The sequence below is a fragment of the Paenibacillus sp. S-38 genome (assembly GCF_049942825.1).
GTDB lineage: Bacteria > Bacillota > Bacilli > Paenibacillales > NBRC-103111 > Paenibacillus_G.
The window spans coordinates 5,048,515-5,069,490 of the sequence record NZ_CP187970.1 but is presented as its reverse complement, the minus strand read 5'-3'; the positions used below and the strand labels follow the sequence as shown (position 1 = coordinate 5,069,490).

The following is a 20,976-nucleotide window of genomic DNA, read 5'->3' as shown; positions in this document are numbered from 1 at the left end:
GAATCAGGTAGATGAAAACAGTCATGCATGACCAAAAGCCGGGAGCAATCCCGGCTTTTTGCTGCTCGTCAGGTCAGTGGGAAGGGGCTGCGCCCGGCGTACTGCCGTAGATGAAGTCCTCCAGGGAAGCCAGCCGCGCCTCGGTCAGCGGGCCCGTGTTGTCGAAGTGCAGCACGGAGGAGGAAGCGAGCGGCCAACGGATCGCGCGCGGAGCGAGGGAGCGGCGGAACTCGTCCCAATGCTCGAGCTTCCACAGGTCGAGCTCCGAGCCGCGGCGGCGGATCCGATCCCGATAGGCTTCTTCGGAGGGAAGGGTGACCATGACGACACGTACTTGAACGGTCTCCAGGGAGCCCCCGATGCGGGCCAGCTCGCTGTCGATCCATTCCCGGTCTTCGGTTTCCTTGGTGAAAGGACCGACGACGACGGCGTCGATGCCAAGCTCCAGATTCTCCAGGGCCGCATCCATGGTGATCCGGTAGCCGAGGTCCCGGCAGCGGACCTTGTACTCGGCGGAATCCCGGTCGGCTGGGTCGAGGCCGGAGAGCGCCATGATCTTCTCGGCGGCGGGCCGGAGCAGGGTGTCCATATCGAAGAAGGCGGACCGCCGTTTGGCCGCCAGCTTCTTGGCCAGAGTCGTTTTGCCTGCGGCGGCAGGTCCGAGGAAAAAGGTCAGCTTCGCCATACAAGTTCTCCTTGCGTTAGGAAATAAAGGTTCATGGAATCCATGTCCCCGGGTGCCGTCCGAGCATCCTATTCATGCCGGAAGGATACGGGTGGATCCATTATAAGCCGGAGCGGCTTCGCAGGCAAAGCCTGACCTGTGGACCTTCGGCGGCCTGCCTCCGCTGGCTGACCCGGAGGAGGTGGAGGGCCGCTGCCAATGGCCGCAGTACCGGTGCAGGCTGTCTCCGCGAAGCGGAGAGCAGCCCGCCAGAGGCGAGGTCACGGGTGGCAGCTGGGCAGCTTACCCGCGGGCCGGCGTGATCCCGCTTGCAGCCGGAAGATGCCGGTCGACGATGCTCTGATAGCCGGCCTTGCCCCGGAGTCCGACGAGCTTCTCCACAGGCTCCCCGTTCTTGAAGAGGATGACCGTCGGCATGGACATGACGCCGTAGGCAGCAGCTGTCTCCGGGGAATCGTCGCAGTTCAGCTTGAGCACCGCCAGGCTGGAGCCGTAGTCTTCGCCGAGCTCATCGAGCAGGGGGAGCAGGGTACGGCAGGGGGGGCACCAAGGGGCGCCGAAGTCGACCAGGGTCAAGGCGTGCGAACGGAGCTGTTCGCCAAAATTCGAATCATTCACATTCACGGGTTTCATTGGGGGATTCCTCCATTTCGCTGGGTGGATTGCTGTTCTTCGCGGATCGCTTCGATCCGCTCGATCAGGTTGGAGCGGATGCGGGTCAGCAGCTCGATCTGCTCATTCATTTCGGCAAGCTTCTTCTCGTACAAGGGCAGGACCTCTGCGCAGAAGGCCTCCTTGTTCTTCATGACACACTGCAGGAAGCCTGCGATCTGTTCCGTCGTCAGCCCGAGGCTGAGATAGAACTGCACGGTCCGGACCTGCTCCGCCGCAAATGGGCTGTATTCGCGGTAACCGTTGGCCATGCGCACGGGCTGAATCAATCCTTGTTCTTCGTAATAGCGCAGGGAGCGGATACTGACCCCTGTGCTGCTGGCGAGCTCTCCGATTCGCACCGCGGCGCCTCCTTTCCTCGTGGAGTATCCCCAGTATAAACCATGACATGGATGTGAGGGTCAAGAGGTTTTCCTCGGGGGATGGGGTGCAGTTCCTCGGGGCGGGGATGCTGGTGAAGCCGGTAAGGCCCGGTGAAGCGCAGTACCTTCTGCTTGCAGCCGGTGACCCCGCGCTTATGGGCTGAGCTTAGACATCCTTACAATAGAGAAGCGCCGGTCCTCCATGGGAGGCCGGCGCTTTTTGTCACTGCGCATGGGGTGGACTTGGGCATGAGTTAACGGCAGGGCTGATACCGGTAATCCACCAGACGGCGGGTCCGGTTAATAATGGCGAGCCGCCCGCGGATGACCGCGAATGTGTACAGGATCGTCACGTTGCCATCCGGATCGCCGGACAGTACGGCCCGTACGGCGATACGGGAGGACGTACGGCGGATGACCGCCAGCGAGACGACGCGGGTAGGTACGGGGCCGGGATCACCGACCGGCACGTACAGCGCTCCGCGGTACCGCAGTGTTCTCAGGTTGCAGAGCAGAATCCGGCTGAGGCTGGGGCCGAAGTAGCGGCGGAAGAACGCAAAGATCTTCGTCCGCGTGTTGAAGCGGGTGGGGAGCTGACGGTACTGATTGCCGCCGATCGTGAGGAGCCGTCCGTTGAGAGAGGAGTCGAAGACAATGAACCAGAGATCTTCGGCCCGGTTGATGAAGTTGCGTAGCGTAGTTGAAGTATATGGCAGAAGTGCCATTTTGGCTTCACCTCCTGCGTTATTCTATGAATCTATGAGTTCGAGCGTCCGGGCAGGGGTTATAGGATAGAGCCGTTTTTTTAGTTATGGGGCGATTATGATAGGATGGTAAGCAATAGAGTGAACGATTGGCCTGATCTTGTATGGGGGAGGACAAAGACATTGAAAAGTGAACCGATCTATGTCGAGATCGCGATGAACACAGAGATGGAGAGGCTGTGGGAGTATACACAATCACCCCAGCTGCATCAGCAGTGGGACCTGAGGTTCTCGGAAATCCTCTATCTGCCGAGGACGGACGACCGGGAGCCGCAGCGCTTCCTGTACCGTACGCGGATCGGATTCGGATTGTCCGTCGCAGGAGAAGGGGAGACGATGGGAACAACGGAGAAGAACGGCGTGAAGACCTCCGTGCTAAAGTTCTCCTCCGGCCAGTCGGTCTCGCTGATCCGGGAAGGGGCGGGATTCTGGAGGTACGTGCCGCAGGGGGATGGAAGGATCCGTTTCCTGACCCGCTATGATTATCAAACGCGCTTCGGGGCGTTCGGGAGGCTGCTGGACCGGTTCTTGTTCCGGCCCTTGATGGGCTGGGCAACGGCCTGGAGCTTCGACTGCTTGAGACTGTGGCTGGAGAAGGGCATCCCTCCGCATCTGTCAGGTGCCAAGGCGCTGACCCACACCGTCTGTCTTGCGGCGCTGTCATTCGATTGGATCTATCAGGGCGTCGTGCCGAAGCTCCTCTATCCGAATTCGGGAGAGCTGGAAATTCTGGGGGGCACGGGTTGGTTCTCCGGCAGCGAGCTGGAGGTCATCCGGCTGATGGGGGCGGCCGAGGTGGTATTCGGCCTGCTGACGCTTGCCGCCGGCAGCAGATACGGCCGCCTCGTCTACTGGCTCCATATCATACTGCTGACCGGGCTCGGCTTGAGCGCCGCAGGCCATCCCCTCACTTATGTGGAGCCCTTTAATCCGGTGACGCTGAACCTCTCGATGATCGCCATTGCCTTCATCGGTCTGCTGCAGCTCAGGGACCTTCCTTCGGCCCGCCGGTGTCTGCGCAGACCGGAGAGGAGGGAGGAAGCGTGACGTCCATATATCAGAGGATGCTCGGCCCGGAGTTCGGCCGGCTGCATCCGGAGATCCGCAGGCGCTTCGGGTTCTGCTCGGAAGACCGGATCGCTTCCATCGGCCGCGGCGTCATGGACCGGGTCTGGTATGGGAGAGCATTCACCAAGCCGTTCCTGTCCCTTGGCGCGTGGCGCAACATCATGTTCCCCCAGCAGGGGGAGAACGTGCCCTTTAGCATCGAGAACTATGCGTACAAGGACCGCTTCGGGAGAGAAACCGTCACCTGGATCCGCAAGTTCCACTTTCCCGGGCGGATCCGCCGGTTCGATGCCACGATGATCTACAGCGAGCAGCGGCGTAAGATTGTGGATTATCTCGGGACACACCAGCATCTCGCTGTGGAGATCGACATGTCTCCGGCGGAGGATGGCGGGATCCGGCTGCGGTCGGGCAATCAGTACTTCTACGAAGGCTGGATCGGCTTCCGATTTCCCATGCGGTTCTCGGGCTATGCGGATGTATGCGAATGGTTCGATGAGCAGGAAGGGCTTTTCCGCATTGAGGTGAATGTCGCGAATCCCTCCTTCGGGCCGCTCTTCGGGTACAGCGGCCGGTTCCGTGCCGAATATGTACACGTCGAGGAGGGGGGGGTTCCGGCAGATGTATTCCCTCTCCGGGAGGAACGCCGGGAGTAAGGGACTTTCGGGACATATGTCCTTTTCTTGACGGGAAGGATCGGGTTTAATGGGGAATATCCAAAGAATACAGACAGGTGGAGAGCATGGAGATATCCCAGATCCTGAAGAAGCACCGGCAGATGGCGGAGCTGTTCGCCGGCGTGGACGAGGAAGCGTTGAAGGAATGGAAGGTAATGACCTATGCCCCCGGCGAGAAACTGTGCGGGCAGGAGGAGCCGCTGACCCTGCTGCAGATCGTGGTGGAGGGGCTCGTACAGGCCGAGCATCTGATGCCGGGCGGCGAAGGCGTCGTACTCGCACGGATGGAGAGCGGACACATGATCGGCGATCTGGAGCTGCTGCTGACCGAGCCGGTCGTCTGCCAGGCGGTGGCCGTCGTGCCCACGACGGTACTGGCCACCCAGGTCGAGAAGTTTCGCCGGCGGCTCGAAACCGATCTCGTCTACTCCCGCATGCTGAATCTGCAGCTGGCCAGCAAGCTGTACCAATCGTCGGTCAGCACGGTGGAATATGCGCTGATCCCTTTGAAGCAGCGTCTGCTCAAATATTGGGTTGACCGTATGGAGGGGCTCGACTTCGGCAGCCAAAGCCTATACGAACTGGACTACTCCTCGGAAGAGACGGCGAGGCAGTTGAGGGTGACAAGCCGGAGCGTCAACCGGATCATGAAGGAGTGGAAGGAGCAGGGCCTGCTCCAAGCCGGACGCCATAAGGTGCTGGTGACAGAGCGCAGCCTCTCGGTATTCCGCAAGCTCCTGAAGCGGGGCGGAGGGGGAGACTGATGGGCATCGGGCAGGCAGGCTCGGCTGCGCTCTCCGGGCCGGGAAGCAGTCTTCAGGCTTCGGCCCTGAAGGCGTTCTACTTCTGCTATTTCGCGGCGTATGGCTCTTTGTTCCCTTACCTTGTTCCTTACCTGCAGGAGCGCATCGAGCTGACCGGGCTGCAGGCGGGGGTGCTGCTTGCGGTGCAGCCGCTGATGATTATCCTGATCCAGCCGCTCTGGGGGCTGCTCTGCGATACGACCCGGCAGGCCAAGCTCATACTGGCCGCCGCGGCCTTCTGCACGGTGGCGAGCGGACTGGCCTTGTCCGCCGCCGGGAGCTTTACGGCGATCGTGCTCGCCCTGGTCGGTGTGGCAGCCTTCCAGTGCGCCCTGATGCCGATCGCCGACAGCCTGACCATGGCGTTCTCGCTGCGGACCGGCAGAACCTACGGATCGTTCGGGCTGTGGGGGGCCATCGGCTTCTCGGCATCCGTCTTCCTGACGGGCCGGCTGGCGGCGGTCTTCGGGCTGTCGGTCTCGGTCTGGTCCTTCGCAGCGGCCGGTGCGCTTGGTCTGACGATCATCCTGCTCCTTCCTGGGGAGCTCGGGGAGCGGGAGGCGGCGGAGAAGCGGCAGCCCGCGCTGAAGGTGCTGCTCGGGCTGCTGCGGATCCCGAGAGTGTGGATGTTCCTGCTCGCGGCTCTCCTCATTATGGGGCCGGTGTTCGCGAACAACACCTACTTCGGCACGTATGCGGCAGGCCTTGGAGGCAGCATCGCGGCGGCGGGCCTGCTCATGCTGGTTGCGGCCGCCAGCGAGATTCCCTTCATGCAGGCCGCCGAGCGCTTTGCCGCCCGGCTCGGCCTGCTGCCGATGCTCACGGCCGCGGCGGTGCTCACGGCCGTAAGATGGTATATGTACCTCTTCGAGCTGCCGCAGGGCCTCCTGTACTTGACACTGCTCATGCAGGGCTTCTCCGTGGGCCTGCTGCTTCCGCTGACGATCCGCTATATCGTTGCGGCGGCGCCGCAAGAGGTCCGGGTGACGGCGATCGCGCTGTATTCCGTGATGGGCGCAGGGGTGGGCAACGCCTTCTGCAATTTTGCCGGCGGCCTGCTGCTGGCCGCCTTCTCGGTCCATGCGGTATACCTTTTGTTCGCGGTCCTTGCCACGGCCGGCGTGCTGCTGCTTGCGGGCATCGGGGCGATCGATCGGCGGGGCAGGCATCAGCTGCCGGAGCGACCGGCATCCGTCAGGATGAAAACCGGGAATCCGTAGACGGCGTCACCGCCTTAAGGGGGCCGGCAACCGAAGCCGGCGGCCGGGAGAGGATGCCGGATGCGGTGCACCAGCCTCCTCCCGGCCGCAGTCGGCAAGCAGCAGCGGTGAAGGAGCTGCGGCTTGGATGAAGGTATCGTGTGGGCGTCTCTCCCTTCCGTCAGCCTGACGGGGGAGGGCGCTCTTTTTGCTGTGGGATGCCTGCGCAGTCATAGTTTCTCCTGAGGGCGTCCCGTGCAAGGGAATGACACCCGAATCTGCGAACGAAGCGCATGGTGCAGGAGCATCCGGTGGGAGAAGGGGCCGAAGAAGGAGCCTGCGCCATAGGAAATGAGGGAGAATGCCCGGTTCATGCCGGTGGGGCGAGCGAAAGGGGTTCGGAAGTAAGGCCGGCCGTGAAAATATCGGGTTCCCCTTGCCGCGCATCTTTTGCTATAATGATAGGATATGTATCTAAGGCAGTGCATCGTGCACCAAGCGGCAGGAGGGAAGGACAACCATGGCAAAAGCGAAGGTGGCCAAGCGCCCGACACGCGACGAATTCGAGCTCGAGGAGCTCGGCAATCAGCTCGTGGAAGCGAAGAATGAGGATTCCGAAATCGTGCTCACCGTCTGGGGCTGGGAGGAACAGGTCCGCGGCAGGATCGTCAACATGGATTCGAGGACGAAGCTGGTTCATATCGAAGGAGAGCAGCAGCTGACGAAGGTACCCTTCATGGATATCATGAAAGTGGAGTATCCGAGGGATTAAGGCATAAGCGACAGCGGGAATCAGGAAAACATCAAGGAGGGCTGCAACTTATGCACAGCAAAGCCGAACGATTGAAAGCGATGAAGACGCCGGTGGCGGCTGCGGTCAAGCCGGAGCTCGCCCGCCGGCTGCCTCCGGGGCAGGTCTGGACCGAGCGGTTCCCGATTCTCCATGAAGGGGAGGTACCGCAGTATGATATGGCCGAATGGACGCTCCGCTTCTTTGGGGCCGGGGTGGAAGAACGGACGCTTACATACGCGGATCTGATGAAGCTGCCGCAGACGACCCTGCGGTGCGACATTCACTGCGTGACCCGGTGGTCCAAGGCGGATACCGAATGGTCGGGGGTCCGGTTCCGGGATCTGCTTGAGGCCCTGGAGATCCGCACGGAAGCGCCCTATCTCATGATCCACGCCGATCCCGATTACGAGACGAATGTCCCGCTGAAGGATCTGCTGGGCGATGCGCTGCTCGCCCACAGCTACAATGGCGAGCCGCTGACCCCGAAGCACGGCTGGCCGCTGCGTCTGGTGGTGCCGCACCTCTACTTCTGGAAGAGTGCGAAGTGGATCCGCGGCGTCGAATTCATGACGGAGGACCGGACAGGCTTCTGGGAGCGCAACGGCTTCCACAATACGGCGGACCCGTTCCGGGAAGAGCGGTTCTCAGGCGAGGAGCTGCCGATTCCTGAGGATGAGTGGGTCCACAAGGATTATGACTGAGAGCACGTTTACGCAAGGATACAACACTCGGCGGCTGTGCCGGGTGTTATTTTGTATGGGGACACAGCTAGTACCCAGACCATGGCTGATCGGACGAGTGCCTTCTGTTTTCTCTTCTTATGAGAGCGGAGGGTACTTTATTTTTGTGGTAAGGGCTTACAATGGAATATCGATGGGATGACGCTTGCAGGAGCGGGTAAGATTGAGATGGGGAGTGGGAGAAGAACCGGGGTGATGGGCGGGAATCCCTTCAGGAATCCCTTCGGGGAAGCGAACGCAGGCTGGGCAAAATATGGTATAGTAAGGGACGTTACGATCCGAAAGGGCCATTACCGCGCGGTATCCGCTTAGAGAGGTGCAGGCTCCTTAAGGCTGGCCTGCCATAGAAAGGTGTGTTGTGATGAATGCCGCTATTCTGGTCCGCAATCAAGTGAATATGACGGACAGGGGTACGCAGTCCATCTTGTTCGCCCCCGGTTTCGGGTGTGACCAGAGCATGTGGCGTTATGTGGCCCCCGCCTTCGAGGATACATACCGGGTTGTCCGCTTTGATTATGTCGGTGCAGGGCAGACCGACAGGTATGATTATGATCCGCAGCGGTACGCCGATCTGGACGGCTACGCGCTGGATGTGCTGGATATCTGCCGCACGCTGGATCTGCAGGGTGCCGTGTTTGTCGGGCATTCCGTCGGTGCTATGATCGGCCTGCTGGCTTCGATTCGAGAGCCGGAGCGCTTCTCCCGCTTGATTCTACTCGGCCCGTCCCCGTGTTACAGGAACGATCCGCCGTCTTATGCCGGCGGCTTTGAACTGGAGGACCTGGAGGGGCTCATCGAGCTGATGGAGAGGAATTTTACGGGCTGGGTGGACTTTCTCGCTCCTGCGGTGATGCAGAATCCGGAGCGTCCGGAACTCACAGAAGAGCTCCGGACCAGCTTTTGTTCGATGGAGCCGGATATCGCCCGCCGCTTCGCCCGCGCGACGTTCCTGGCGGATAACCGCAGCGACCTTCCTAAGGTCACGGTGCCTTCCCTGATCCTCCAATGCTCGGGGGACGTCATCGCTCCGCTGGAAGTAGGGCAGTATGTGCACCGGCACCTTCCCGGGAGTACGCTCGAGCTTATGGAGGCGACCGGCCACTGCCCGCATCTGAGCCATCCGGAGGAAACCATCCGCCGGATCCGCGAATACCTGGCGGCAGCCGGGGGCCCGCCACCGGAAGACGGCAGGTGAGGCTCATGGATGAAAGGCTGGATCGGGCCCCCTGCGGCTACCTGGCCGTGAAGGAGGACTGCACGATTCTGGAGAGCAACCGGACCCTAGCCGAGCTGCTCGGCACCGATGCCTCCAAGCTGGCGGGACGGCCGCTTCATTCCATTCTGGCGGTCTCCAGCCGGATGTTTTTTCAGATCTACTTCTTTCCCTTGATGCATCTGCAGGGCAAGGTTGAGGAGATGTACCTCTCCCTGCAGACGGTTGCCGGGCAGGAGATTCCCGTCCTGCTGAATGCGGTTAGACAGGATCGCGAAGGGAAGCCTGTGTTCGAATGCATCTTCGTGCCGATGCGCCGGCGTATGGAATACGAGCAGCAGCTGTCCGCATCCGAGCATGCCGCCTCCAAGGCGAAGCTCGAGCTGGAGCGTCTGCAGCGGGCTGTGGAGCGGAAGCGGAAGGAATGGCTGGAGCTTAACGGCAGGGCGGGGAAATTCGACTCCGCAGGTCCCTTGTGAGCTGCGGACTCCGTCCCAAGAAGGAGCTTCTGGAAGGAAGTCTAGCGATAACAAGAAGGGGGCTGTCACCGGTTGGAGGGCGGTCCCCTTGGGTTGATGAAAACAGCCGAGCTGTGAGACGAAAGGAGCGGACATGATGAAACGCGCATTCTGGAAGGAAGCGGTGGTGTATCAGATTTATCCCCGAAGCTTCATGGACAGCAACGGGGACGGGGTAGGCGACCTGCAGGGCATCGTCTCGAAGCTGGATTATCTGCAGGAGCTGGGTGTGGACGTCGTCTGGCTGTCGCCGGTGTATCAATCCCCGAACGACGACAACGGATATGATATCAGCGACTATCAGGCGATCCTCGGCGAATTCGGCACGATGGAAGATTGGGAGCAGCTGCTGGAGGGCCTCCATGCCCGCGGCATCAAGCTGATTATGGACCTGGTCGTCAACCACACCTCGGACGAGCATCCGTGGTTCGTCTCTTCGCGGGAGTCCAAGAGCAGCCCGTACCGCGATTACTACTGGTGGAGGCCGGGCAGGGACGGCCGGGAGCCGACGAACTGGGTGTCCGTGTTCAGCGGTCCGGCTTGGGAGTATGACGAGCCGACCGGAGAGTATTACATGCACCTGTTCTCAAAAAAGCAGCCCGACCTCAACTGGGAGAACGAGAAGGTGCGGGAAGAAGTATACGAGATGATGACCTGGTGGCTGGACAAAGGCATCGACGGCTTCAGGATGGACGTCATCAACATGGTTTCCAAGGATCCGTCCCTGCCGGATGCCGGCGATGCCCGGTATGCATGGGGCGGGGAGTACTTCACGAACGGGCCGCGCATTCACGAATTCCTGCAGGAGATGAACCGCAGGGTGCTCTCCCGTTATGACATCATGACGGTGGGGGAGACACCGGGCATTACAGCCGAGGATGCCGTGCTCTATACGGGCGAAGACCGCGGGGAGCTTAACATGGTGTTCCAGTTCGAGCACATGGACGTCGACAGCGAGGGCAGCAAATGGAACGTCAAGCCCTGGAAGCTTACCGATCTGAAGCGGATTCTGAACAAGTGGCAGCTGGAGCTTCAGGGCAGGGGCTGGAACAGCCTCTACCTGAACAACCATGATCAGCCCCGCATGGTTTCCCGCTTCGGTAACGATGGACCGTACCATGTGGAATCGGCCAAAATGCTGGCCACGCTCCTCCATACGATGCAGGGCACGCCTTATATTTATCAGGGGGAGGAGATCGGCATGACCAATGTCCATTTCGGCTCGATCGAGGAATATCAGGACATCGAGTCGCTGAACTGGTACAGGGAGCGTACGGCGCAAGGGGCGGATCCGGCGGAACTGCTGCATGCGATCCATGCCAAGGGCCGCGACAATGCCCGGACGCCGATCCAATGGGACGCTTCGCCGAACGGAGGGTTCACGGCCGGCACGCCATGGCTGGCGGTCAATCCGAACTACACAGAGATCAACGCGGAAGAAGCGCGGAGGAACCCGGATTCGGTATTCCATTACTACAAAAAGCTCATCGCCCTGCGTAAGCAGCATGACATTATGGTCTACGGCGAGTTCGTCTCGATCCTGGATGAGCATGAGCAGATCTATGCCTATCTCCGGAAGCTGGGCGAAGAGCGCTGGCTGATCCTGCTGAACTTCGCGGGGGAAGACACGGTGTTCGAGCTGCCCGGTTCGGTAGACGAGGGCGGCGGCGAGCTCATCATCGGCAACTATCGCGATGCGGAAGCTGAAGCGGCTTCCGTCCGCCGGGTGGACCTGCGGCCGTATGAAGCGAGGGTATACAGGTTGAAGTGAAAACAGGAACAGAAGAAAGCGCGGTCACCTGGGTGACCGCGCCTTTCTTCGTGTCCGTGCTGCACTGCGTGTGAGGGCAGTTGATTTGCTTGACGTGTTGGCCAGAGTGGCCGGGTACGAGCGCGTTACACCGTGGCCTTGGCCTGCTCGCGCACACTCTTCCACTCGCTCAGGTGGAGCTCAAGCTGGCCGATCAGGCTGTCGATGCCGGCGAGGATCTCCTCCCGTTCGGCGGCCGGCAGCGTGTCCAGCGAGCGGATCAGGTCCGCCCGCAGCGGGGCGGTCTGGGGCAGAGCCGCCAGCATGCGCTGCACCTGGCTCAGGGCGGATGTTGAGGCGGGCTGGGCCGGGGCAACGGCCGCATCCGGCAGGAGCAGCGCTTCGCCGCCCGGCGTGCTTGCTGCGGCGGCCCCAAGGGGAGCTGCGGCCTGCGAGGCAGGTGCGCTGGACGGCACTGCCGGCGCCGCCGCAGCAGGCTGTGCCGCCGCCGCGCTTCGCTCGGCCGCCGCCTGCTCCGCCTGGGCCTGCCGCTCCTTCGCAGCCTGCTCAGCCGCCGCCTTTGCTTCGGCCTCGGCCTCCGCTTTGGCCTCCGCCGCCTTGGCCCGCTCGGCCTTGTTATGCTCGTGCACGGACCAGGTCTCGATCAGGCCCGGTCCGCTTTTGTAGAGCAGCTTGCTCTTCGTGTTCTCCGAGACATCCTTCGACTTGAACAGCTTCGCGATCTTTTTGACGTCGCTGACCGGCATCTCGTCACGGGCTATCGTGAGTGCCAGCGTATCGCGGTACTCAAGCGGCAGATCCTTCAGTGGAAGCAGCTGCTCTTCCGTGAGCAGATCCTTGCGGATTTCCGTGCCGCTGACGATCAGCTTTTTGACCGCTCTGCCGAACTTGAGGAGCTCGCACTTGTTCTTGATGTAGGATTCGGGCTTCCCGAGCTTGTTCGAGAGGTATTTGGTCGAGCTCTTAAACTTGGGATTGTTGAGCAGCTTGTCGAACGCCTCCGCTTCCTCGATCGGAGAGAAGCCTTCGCGCGTCAGGTTCTCCGCGATCTGCTCCAGATAAATCTCCATTTCATCGGTTACATCCGAGACGATGCAGGGGATGGTCTTCCGGCCCAGCATTTCACATGCCTTGTACCTGCGGTTTCCATAAATGATCTTGTACCGCCCGCCCGGTGTTGTTCTTACTTTGATCGGGGAGAGAAGCCCCAGCTCTTCGATGCTCTCCATCAGCTCCCGAAGGGCTTCTTCGTTAAACTGATATCGGGGCTGGTCCTTGTCTTCGTCGATCAGGTTCATCGCAATTTCGGTCATGTTCATCTGCACGTTCTCCTATGAATCTATTGACCCGCTGTATGGCAGCCTGCGGGACATCTCTCTAATTATATACCATTCCAGGGGCCGTGAACATGTTTTGGGGTGCCCGGTTCATAGTATGGCTCCCTCAAGCAAAACTTGAGTTCCATAGAATCCCGGATTTTAAGTGGCTTCCTGTACTTTTTTTCTCTTGGTCTTCAGCTTTCACCCATTTCGTATAGCATGGAACCTTCTGGCTAATCCTAGGTTTTAGCTCTTGGTTAGTTTAGCCCTTGGTTAGGTGCAGTGGTGAATTTAGCACTTCGTTAGTCAGCGAGGAGATCTCTTTTTGACAGCGACCTTTATGCGAAGCATAACGGAGCGCAAAAAGAGATGCCCGAGCGTCGAGCGCAAAAAGAGATGCCCGAGCGTCGAGCGCAAAAAGAGATGCCCGAGCCTGATCTGTCCGAGCGAGGGAAAGGAGGGGAACGTGCATGCCGAACGAAAAAGTGGAAATGGAACGGGACCAGGACGAGAAGAGCTTGTTCGAGGACACAGAGGGACACGAAAGAACCGGCTTCGTCATCGATGAAGACGACCGGATTCCCGCTTCGCAGAGCACCCGCGAAGAATTGGAGCTGGATTGATCCGGCCGGGAGGGCTGAGCAATACCGAAAAAGACGGCCGGCGGGCCGTCTTTTTTTAAGGGTTACAAAAATAGATTACTGCGAGCAGCCGATCGGCAGCGGATATCCAAAGAGCTTGGAGTTGGTGCATACGGTATCATGCCAGTAGGCCAACTGGTCGTCGAGATCTTTGGCGGCATGCTGCTGGATGATTTCCAGGGAAACCGTATCGGCTGCAACCTCAGGGGAGAAATCCTGCGACCAATAGTCCGTTCTGTCATAACGGCCGATCCATGTGCCGTCGACCCCGAATTTTTTCTGGTCGGTCACTCCGATTACGGCCCCGTCGTTGTTGCGCAGCAGGATGAATACGCCGCCGGTAAAGCCGGTCAATTTGACGCTGTTCTTCGTGCGGGTAACGGCATCGAGCCTGCCGGCCAGCGGGCCGGAGCGCTGGAGCGTAGCCCGTGTGTTCATGTAGCGTCCGCCGTTTGAGCTCTGCCAGGAAGCTTCCTGGGACAGGGCGCCTAAGGTCTGCGCTGTGCTCTGCGATGTGGTTGGAGCCGGAGTATATCCGCCTCCACCACCGCCTCCGCCTCCTTCTACATCCTCGTTACGCTGAGCCAGCGCCGAGGATCCGGGCGCCACAGCGAGCAGGGCTGTGCCCGCGATGGTAAGGGACAATAAAGCGGTTTTCCATTTCGATTTTGCCGTTTTCATGTGTAAGTACCTCCTGAATTTGTACATTATTAGCAGCTGCATAATGAATATAACGCACTGTATAAGAATTGGTAATTATCCTAAAGTATACATTTTATGGCTTTACAGGAGACCATCCCTAATTCTCTGGCAGCGCATAAAGCGGAAATTTAAACAGAGAGCACTGATTTTTTGCTTTCTCTGAATATGGGAATTATCCTATCATTTAACTGTAAGGCGCGGCGCAGCTTTAGAGCAATCGACGAAAGGGGAGGAGTGTGGGGCGGCGAAGGCATAAGGCGAGACCTGGCATCCGCGTCAATATGATTGCGCTTACAAGACAGGCGCAGACCTACATATTCAAGGAGGTAATGATCATGAGAAAAGGCATAATCCCGAAGCTGATGAGCCTGGTGCTTGGGGCCGGCGTGCTGCTGGGCAGTCTGGGAGCCCCGCAGGTGGGAGCAGCGGAAGACAGCTACCGGTTTGATTTTGGGAACGGTCCGGTGGAGCGGGGGTATATCGGTGTAAAGGCGGAAGATCAGTATACTAAGAAAAAGGGCTACGGGTTCAATACGCCGGAGAACATGCGTAATGTGGCGGCTTCAGGTACGGGGGCTGCAAGCGACTCCGTCCAGTTCGTGACCTACGGGACGAAGAGCACGAATACCTTCAATGTCGATCTGCCGCCGGGCCTCTATGAAGTCAGCGTAACGCTCGGCAACACAAGCCGCTCCAGTGTAGCGGCCGAAGGGGTCTACCAGATCATCAACATGACAGGCAACGGGGCGGTCGACAAGTTCCAGATTCCCGTCTCGGACGGCCAGCTGAATCTTCTGGTGACCGAAGGCAAGGCGGGAGCCGTGTTCACTCTCAGTGCGCTCGATATCAAGAGGATCTCGAGCAGGCCGGTCACGAACCGGACCATCTGGATCGGCGGCGACTCTACCGTCTGCAACTATTATCCGCTGGACAGCAGCGTGCAGGCCGGATGGGGGCAGCTCTTCCCGCAGTTCATCGACCCAAAAGCATTCCAGGTCCGGAACATGGCCTCCGGCGGGCAGATTGCCCGGGGCTTCCTGAATGACGGGCAGATGGAAGCGATCCTGAAGTACATCAAGCCGGGGGATTACTTCATCCTGCAGCTCGGCATCAATGATACGAATCCGAAGAACACAACTACCGAAACGCAGTTCAAGGAGTACATGCGCGAGATGGTAAGACTGGCGAAGGCCAAAGGGGCAACCGTCATCCTGTCGACGCCTCAGGGGCGCGCTTCCGACTTTACGGCGGATGGCGTGCACTTCTCCGAGAACCGCTGGTACCGCCACTCTACGGTAGCACTCGCCCAGGAGGAGGGGGTGCCGCTGGTGGATCTCAATGTGCTGAGCTCGGCTTATTTTACCTCGATCGGCCCGGAAGCGACGCTGGCTCTGTATATGACCGGGGATACGCTGCATCCGAACCGCGATGGAGCAAGAGAGCTGGCCCGGATCTTCCGGGAAGAGCTTAGAAGACAGGGACTGAACGGCTTCTAAGCCCGCCGCACCCTCCGCGTTGATTCACCTTGCAACCATGGTCCCTCGGTTTCATCAGGGCTATTATCTATTCAACTTAAAGTGGCAGCAGTCTTGTCCGCCTTACGGCCGGGCAGGGCTGCTTTTCTTTTTCACAGCAGCGGCAACCGGCAGGGACGGAAATTCTTGACATAAAATCGGACGCCCTGTCCCATCCTAAGGGCATCAACTTACGGAGAGGCTCAGTGAAGAGGATGCGAATGAACAAATGGTTGGTCGTGCTGCTCTGCAGCTGTATAGCGGTATCGGGCTGCTCCGGCGGCAGGAGCCGGATTCAAAGTGCGGGTGAGGAAACCGGTGCGCAGGATGAACCGGTGACCGACGGCCGGATGTCAGACCGAGCGCTGCTGCTCGGTGATGAGGATCAGCAGGTGGGGGATCTGGGCGTGGAACGGCTGTACCGGGAGATCCGTACGCGCAGCATCGAGCCGGGTGTACGCCCCTATGCCGCTTCCCCGCTGCTCGACCCTAGCGGCTTTCCCTTGATCCGAAGGGTTCCGGACAAGTCCGTTGTACCGCTGCGAGGACGCTATGTGGAGAATGTCATCGAGACGGCCAAATCGTACAGGGGCACGCCCTATGTATACGGGGCGGACCGCAGCGATCCCTCCGCGTTCGACTGCTCCAGCTTTACCCGCTGGGTGTACCTGTACGCCCTGGGGATGGACCTGCCGTGGAACTCCAGGGGCCAGGCCGCTTATGTCAAGGCGTTCGCGAAGCGGCAGTATACGGCACTGAGCCAGGCGCGTCGAGGAGACCTGCTGTTTTTCACCAAATTCCACGGCACCCGGCCATCCGACTACGTGAAGCTGACGCCCGGGCAGAAACCTATCTCCCATATGGGCATTTATCTCGGCAGCGGCAAAATTATTCATACGGCGTCAAAGGATACAGGAGGGGTTCGGATCGATACGATCCGGGGCAAGCACCTCGAATACCGGCTCGTGTTCGGAGGAGGCATTCTCGATTAGTGCGATGGAGGCTATCAGCGAATGTTAAGCAGACTTTCAGCCGTCATTCATGTGGGATTCAGGCAGGATTTAGATTTCTCCCTTATGCTGTGAAGGAAGAGAAACCAAACCATACTGAGACTAAGGGTGAACAAGATGAAAAAACAAATGATCTCCTCCCTCGTCCTGCTGGCCGTTCTGGCTGCAGGCTGTGGAACGAAACCGGAAGCGGCACAGGAAAGCGCGGCGCAGGGAGCCCCGGCGGCAGCGGCAGCCGGAGAACAAGCGGCTGGGACATCGGCAGACTCGCAGAGCGGAACCAAGCCGGCGATGAACGACAAATCGTTCTCGATGATGTCAACGTTCCGTTCGCTGATCATGCTCGATAAACAGGAGGGCCTGGCCATTACGAAGGAGCAGGCGCAGCAGATGCTGCCGGTCGTGCAGAGCGCGGTCACCGCTTCCGAGCTCACAGAGGAGAACAAAACGAAGCTCACCGGCATGCTGACGGACGAGCAGAAGAAGTTCGTCCAACAGGCGGCAAGCCAGCGTCCCGGCGGCGGGAACCGTCCGGCGGACGCAGCGGCCAAGACCGACGCGGCTGCAGGCGACCGGCCGGCCCGCGGCGGCGGCCAAGGCGGCCAGGGCATGAACGGCGGACGCAATGTCGGCCAGGAGCTCATTACCCTGCTGCAAACCAAGATCGGGCAGTAATCCGCAAGGTCAGCAGCGGGATCCATCCAAGCAGCATGACCACCGGATAACCGTACTTCGTACACAGCACGGCAGCCCCGGCGGGTCTCCTCAGAAGGAGCCTGCCGGGGCTGCTGTTGTTTGCGGGGGATACGGTTCGGCCTTCATACGAATCAGCGGTGATCGTGCGGTCCGCTGACCTTACGGCTGTTCCAGCGCGTCTGTGCGATCGGGCAGGATCTTGGCGGAGCCGCTGATGTACGTCAGCTTGAAGACGATGTCCTGGTAGTAGTTGCCGAAGCCGGTGCCGTAGATCGTCAGGCCGCCGATGTTCTTCGCGTCCTCCTTGACGGAGAGGATGAAGTCCCACTGCAGCCTCCGGATGTTGACGTCGCGGATCGTGTAATCGGACACCTTCGTGCCTTCGATGAAGGTTCCGTCCTCGTTGATGCGGATATGAACCAGCAGACCGTATTGGTTCATGTTGATATCCCACCACTCGGGCGTATGCTTGCCCCGCGTGCCGCCGAAGTCGCCGGGGGAGGTCCACCTGCCGATATCCACCCCGTTGAAGGCGAAGGATATATCGGACGGCCAGTGCTCGTTGGACAGCGGGGCTTCGGAGGCGAGCTCCATGGAGATCTCGAGCTCCTCCGGCTCTTCGTCCGGAAGCAGGTAATTGGCGATCTTGTAGGTCACATAACCCTGGGAGAACCAGAGGATCTTCGCATCGACACGCTCGGTATCAAGGAAATAACGCGGGTCGTCGAAGCCGCCCCCGATGATCTTGTACTTCGAAGCGAGTCCGCAGGTCGGCTTGACCTCAAAGTCCGTGAAGTGCCCGATCGGGATATTCGAGACGTGAAAATTGCGGGGGATGAGCCCCTTGCTCGGGAAGACGAGCTCGATGCGTTCGGCCACCAGCGTGCAGAGCTTCTGGGACGCGCCTTTGCCCGGGATCATCTCGGTGCGGACCAGATCGGCCCGCTCGAGCTTCTTGACGTGCATGGTGATGATCGAGTTGCTGAGTCCGAGCGCGGAGGCCAGGTCTTTCATAATCATGGGCTGCTGGCCGAGCAGTTCGATAATTTTGATCCGTACGTTGCTGGCCAGTGCTTCAAACAGGGGAAGATTGCTTTCCGATACGATTTTCTCCATGGTCCCTCTTCCGGTTTTCAATTTATGTTTTACTATACCTTACTTATTTGACATTTAGCAAGGGAGGTTCGTGTCCCTTAGAAAAATATTGTAAACCCCTAATAATTTCACATAAACATAAAACACTTCACAAAAAAGTGTTGACATGAGGAAGGATCATCCATATGATGTGAATAGATAAACGTTGTTGTGAAGTAGTTTATAACATTGTGAACCACTTAAGAGCTGTTATCAACATTAGGGGATGCAATGAAATAAGCTGCCTTCTTTTGGCTCTTGTGATATCGCTTTCATAACCTGAACTCCCAGCCAATAGGGGAACGCTTCCGCAGCAGCAGCGAAGTTGGAGACACTAGTAAGCGTTTACAATTTAGCTGGTATCAAACCAAGGAGGTCACTAAGGAATGAACAAAAAGGCTATCACGATGTTGATGATGTCAGGGGTCATTGCGCTGACAGGGTGTTCAGGCGGCGAGGCTCCGAAGGATGGGGCGGCCGCAGGGTCTTCCTCCGGAAACGGCAAAGTAGAAATCACCGTCTCTTCCTGGGGCGCGCCAGACGAGCGGAAGGTCTTCGAAGCCGTTCTCCAGGACTTCGAGAAGGCGAACCCGAATATCAAGGTCAAGTTCCAGCATATTCCGAGCGATTACTCGGTGAAGCTGAACACCATGATTGCCGGCGGCAAAGCACCCGATGTCATCTTCACGACGGACGGGGACTTCCCGCGCTGGGTGAAGCAGGGAGCGTTCCTCAATATCGACGAGATGATCAAGGCCAGCGGGAAGCTGGATCTGAACGATATGTGGGAAACGGGCTTGGCCCGCTACCGTTATGACGGCAAGGTACTGGGCAATGGCCCGCTGTATGCGCTTCCGAAGGATATCGGGCCTTCCGTTATGTACTACAACAAGGATCTGTTCGACAAGTACAAGGTTCCTTATCCGAGTGCGGACAAGCCGATGTCCTGGGAAGATGCGCTCGCGATGTGGAAGAAGCTGACGATCGACGAGAACGGCGACGGCAAGACGGACATTTACGGCTCCGGTCCAAGCTGGTGGGAAGGCTTCGTCTGGTCGAATAACGGGGACGTGCTGAGCAAGGACCGCAAGGAGTTCACGCTGAACAAGCCGGAAGGCGCGAAGGCCATGCAGTTCGCGTACGACCTGATCAACGTGCACAAGGTCGTTCCGGATGCGCGGGCGCTGCAGTCGATGAACGACGGCCAGATGTTCGAGGCCGGCAAGCTGGCTACGATCACCGGCGGCCGCTGGCAGGTGCCGACCTACCGCAAGCTGAAGTTCAACTGGGACGTAGCGCCGATCCCGTCGGCCACGGGCAGCTGGGTGAACGGCTGGTCCGGTTCGGCCGCCCTCGGGGTGAATGCGAAGACGAAGCACCCGAACGAATCCTATAAACTCGTGGAATGGTTCGCCGGCAAGGAAGGCCAGACGAAGATGACCGAGCTTGGCTTCTCCATCCCGAACTTCAAGTCGATGTCGAACACCGATGTGTTCCTGCAGCCGGGCCAGAAGCCGGAGCATGCTTCCGTCTTCATCAAAGCGGCGGAGAACCAGCAGGCCGGTCCATGGACGTATCTTCCGAATCCGAAGTGGTCCGACACGTTCAATCAGAAGCTCGCCGAGTTCTGGGTCGGGACGGAACCTGCTCAAGCCTTCCTCGACAAGATGAAGCCGGTCATCGACAAGGAGATTCAGGAAGGCAACCCGGAAGTGTTCAAATAAGGCATGCCGGACGACAGAGAGACCAGGATAGGAGGACCATGCTGCTATGATCACCAAACCACTGACGACCGCGGGCACACGGGCTGCTAAAAAAAGATCGCTGTATGCCAGCGAAAAATGGTGGGGCTATCTCTTCATCGCCCCTCCTTTCATCGGCCTGACCGTGTTTCTGCTGTATCCGCTGCTCACTTCGCTGTATTACAGCTTCACGATCTTCGATTTCAGTTCCCCGCCGCAGTTCGTGGGGACGGAGAATTACAAGAGAGCCCTGTTCGAGGATCCTCTCGTATGGAAGACACTCTGGAACACGTTCTATGCGGCGCTCTGCGTGCCGATCGGCATGGCGGTTTCGCTCCTCATCGCCATTATGCTGAACCAGAATCTGAAGGGAAAAAATGTGTTCCGGATGCTCTTCTTCCTTCCGACGATCTGCTCGATCGTCGCGATGTCGTTGATCTGGCAGTGGATTTTCAACTCGGATTACGGGCTGCTGAACTACTTCCTGAGCCTCCTCGGCATAGAGGGTCCGGCCTGGCTGACCGATGAGCATTGGGCGATGCCGGCGATGATCTTCCAAGGCGTATGGGGCGGGCTCGGCATCTCGATCATCATGTACCTGGCGGCGCTGGGCAACGTGCCGACTTCCCTGTATGAAGCGGCTACGATGGATGGAGCCGGGGCCTGGAAGAAGTTCGTGCACATCACCGTGCCGGGCATCTCTCCGATCACCTTCTTCATCCTGGTCACCTCGCTGATCGCGGCCCTGCAGGACTTCCCGCGCTTCGTGCTCATGACGGGCGGGGGGCCGAACTTCTCGACGACAACGATCGTGTATTATCTCTATACGACGGCTTTCGAGTACAACGAGATGGGCTACGCTTCCGCGATCTCCTGGTTCATCGGCATCATCATTATGGTCATCATTCTCCTGAACTTCCTGCTCTCGAAGCGCTGGGTTCACTATAACTAAG

General features: G+C 59.2%; 22 protein-coding genes. 15 read left to right on the top strand and 7 right to left on the bottom strand.

Going from position 1 to position 20,976, the window contains the following annotated elements; all coding sequences use genetic code 11:
- Positions 1–73: 73 nt before the first annotated feature.
- The 4 genes from ACP26L_RS22235 to ACP26L_RS22220 all read right to left on the bottom strand — a co-directional run bounded on the left by ACP26L_RS22235 (position 74) and on the right by ACP26L_RS22220 (position 2,444).
- Positions 74–685 carry an AAA family ATPase gene (locus tag ACP26L_RS22235; RefSeq protein WP_426446453.1) on the bottom strand — a complete coding sequence of 204 codons (612 nt, stop codon included), beginning with the start codon at positions 683–685 and terminating at the stop codon, positions 74–76.
- Positions 686–967: 282 nt separating this feature from the next.
- Positions 968–1,318: a thioredoxin gene (gene trxA / locus ACP26L_RS22230; RefSeq protein ID WP_426446451.1), complete on the bottom strand. Its 351-nt coding sequence runs from the start codon at positions 1,316–1,318 to the stop codon at positions 968–970.
- On the bottom strand, positions 1,315–1,698 hold the full coding sequence (locus ACP26L_RS22225) for a MerR family transcriptional regulator (RefSeq protein WP_426446449.1): 384 nt from the start codon (positions 1,696–1,698) through the stop codon (positions 1,315–1,317). Before ACP26L_RS22225 ends, trxA begins: the two co-directional genes overlap by 4 nt.
- A gap of 275 nt (positions 1,699–1,973) precedes the next feature.
- Positions 1,974–2,444, bottom strand: a complete 471-nt coding sequence (locus ACP26L_RS22220; RefSeq protein WP_426446447.1) for a DL-endopeptidase inhibitor IseA family protein — start codon at positions 2,442–2,444, stop codon at positions 1,974–1,976.
- A gap of 162 nt (positions 2,445–2,606) precedes the next feature.
- On the opposite strand from ACP26L_RS22220, the gene ACP26L_RS22215 reads away from it, so the two are divergent.
- The 9 genes from ACP26L_RS22215 to ACP26L_RS22175 all read left to right on the top strand — a co-directional run bounded on the left by ACP26L_RS22215 (position 2,607) and on the right by ACP26L_RS22175 (position 11,265).
- A complete protein-coding gene (locus ACP26L_RS22215; protein ID WP_426446445.1) occupies positions 2,607–3,530 on the top strand; it encodes a DoxX-like family protein in 924 nt (307 codons plus the stop codon).
- The gene (locus ACP26L_RS22210; protein ID WP_426446443.1) at positions 3,527–4,207 is read left to right on the top strand and encodes a DUF4166 domain-containing protein; all 681 of its coding nucleotides are present in this window, start codon (positions 3,527–3,529) and stop codon (positions 4,205–4,207) included. Before ACP26L_RS22215 ends, ACP26L_RS22210 begins: the two co-directional genes overlap by 4 nt.
- Positions 4,208–4,293: 86 nt before the next feature.
- On the top strand, positions 4,294–4,992 hold the full coding sequence (locus ACP26L_RS22205) for a Crp/Fnr family transcriptional regulator (RefSeq protein WP_426446441.1): 699 nt from the start codon (positions 4,294–4,296) through the stop codon (positions 4,990–4,992).
- Positions 4,992–6,251, top strand: coding sequence for an MFS transporter (locus ACP26L_RS22200; protein ID WP_426446439.1), 1,260 nt, complete (start codon positions 4,992–4,994; stop codon positions 6,249–6,251). Before ACP26L_RS22205 ends, ACP26L_RS22200 begins: the two co-directional genes overlap by 1 nt.
- Before the next feature lie 499 nt (positions 6,252–6,750).
- Positions 6,751–7,002: a YolD-like family protein gene (locus ACP26L_RS22195; RefSeq protein ID WP_426446437.1), complete on the top strand. Its 252-nt coding sequence runs from the start codon at positions 6,751–6,753 to the stop codon at positions 7,000–7,002.
- Between the two features lie 50 nt (positions 7,003–7,052).
- On the top strand, positions 7,053–7,724 hold the full coding sequence (locus ACP26L_RS22190) for a sulfite oxidase-like oxidoreductase (RefSeq protein WP_426446435.1): 672 nt from the start codon (positions 7,053–7,055) through the stop codon (positions 7,722–7,724).
- A gap of 400 nt (positions 7,725–8,124) precedes the next feature.
- Positions 8,125–8,958 carry an alpha/beta fold hydrolase gene (locus tag ACP26L_RS22185; RefSeq protein ID WP_426446434.1) on the top strand — a complete coding sequence of 278 codons (834 nt, stop codon included), beginning with the start codon at positions 8,125–8,127 and terminating at the stop codon, positions 8,956–8,958.
- A gap of 5 nt (positions 8,959–8,963) precedes the next feature.
- Positions 8,964–9,455 carry a PAS domain S-box protein gene (locus tag ACP26L_RS22180; RefSeq protein WP_426446432.1) on the top strand — a complete coding sequence of 164 codons (492 nt, stop codon included), beginning with the start codon at positions 8,964–8,966 and terminating at the stop codon, positions 9,453–9,455.
- Between the two features lie 136 nt (positions 9,456–9,591).
- Entirely contained in the window at positions 9,592–11,265 is a 1,674-nt protein-coding gene (locus ACP26L_RS22175) for a glycoside hydrolase family 13 protein (RefSeq protein ID WP_426446430.1), read from the top strand.
- A gap of 125 nt (positions 11,266–11,390) precedes the next feature.
- On the opposite strand, the gene ACP26L_RS22170 is transcribed toward ACP26L_RS22175, so the two are convergent.
- Positions 11,391–12,584, bottom strand: coding sequence for a ParB/RepB/Spo0J family partition protein (locus ACP26L_RS22170; RefSeq protein WP_426446429.1), 1,194 nt, complete (start codon positions 12,582–12,584; stop codon positions 11,391–11,393).
- A gap of 470 nt (positions 12,585–13,054) precedes the next feature.
- Between ACP26L_RS22170 and ACP26L_RS22165 the strand changes: the two genes are divergently transcribed.
- Positions 13,055–13,207 carry a hypothetical protein gene (locus ACP26L_RS22165; RefSeq protein WP_426446427.1) on the top strand — a complete coding sequence of 51 codons (153 nt, stop codon included), beginning with the start codon at positions 13,055–13,057 and terminating at the stop codon, positions 13,205–13,207.
- A gap of 75 nt (positions 13,208–13,282) precedes the next feature.
- Here ACP26L_RS22165 and ACP26L_RS22160 read toward each other — a convergent pair whose 3' ends face one another.
- Positions 13,283–13,906 carry a hypothetical protein gene (locus ACP26L_RS22160; RefSeq protein ID WP_426446425.1) on the bottom strand — a complete coding sequence of 208 codons (624 nt, stop codon included), beginning with the start codon at positions 13,904–13,906 and terminating at the stop codon, positions 13,283–13,285.
- A gap of 383 nt (positions 13,907–14,289) precedes the next feature.
- Here ACP26L_RS22160 and ACP26L_RS22155 point away from each other — a divergent pair, with 383 nt between their 5' ends.
- The 3 genes from ACP26L_RS22155 (at position 14,290) to ACP26L_RS22145 (ending at position 17,126) form a co-directional block, all read left to right on the top strand.
- Positions 14,290–15,423: a GDSL-type esterase/lipase family protein gene (locus tag ACP26L_RS22155; protein WP_426455050.1), complete on the top strand. Its 1,134-nt coding sequence runs from the start codon at positions 14,290–14,292 to the stop codon at positions 15,421–15,423.
- A 239-nt stretch (positions 15,424–15,662) separates the two neighbouring features.
- Complete coding sequence (locus ACP26L_RS22150) at positions 15,663–16,433, top strand: C40 family peptidase (RefSeq protein WP_426446423.1); 771 nt, start codon at positions 15,663–15,665, stop codon at positions 16,431–16,433.
- Between the two features lie 135 nt (positions 16,434–16,568).
- The gene (locus ACP26L_RS22145) at positions 16,569–17,126 is read left to right on the top strand and encodes a hypothetical protein (RefSeq protein WP_426446421.1); all 558 of its coding nucleotides are present in this window, start codon (positions 16,569–16,571) and stop codon (positions 17,124–17,126) included.
- Positions 17,127–17,306: 180 nt separating this feature from the next.
- Here the strand turns inward: ACP26L_RS22145 and ACP26L_RS22140 are convergent, their stop codons facing one another.
- Complete coding sequence (locus tag ACP26L_RS22140; protein WP_426446419.1) at positions 17,307–18,263, bottom strand: ArsR/SmtB family transcription factor; 957 nt, start codon at positions 18,261–18,263, stop codon at positions 17,307–17,309.
- Positions 18,264–18,667: 404 nt separating this feature from the next.
- Between ACP26L_RS22140 and ACP26L_RS22135 the strand changes: the two genes are divergently transcribed.
- Entirely contained in the window at positions 18,668–20,005 is a 1,338-nt protein-coding gene (locus tag ACP26L_RS22135) for an ABC transporter substrate-binding protein (RefSeq protein WP_426446417.1), read from the top strand.
- Between the two features lie 46 nt (positions 20,006–20,051).
- On the top strand, positions 20,052–20,975 hold the full coding sequence (locus ACP26L_RS22130; RefSeq protein WP_426446415.1) for a carbohydrate ABC transporter permease: 924 nt from the start codon (positions 20,052–20,054) through the stop codon (positions 20,973–20,975).
- The last annotated feature ends 1 nt before the right edge of the window (position 20,976 follow it).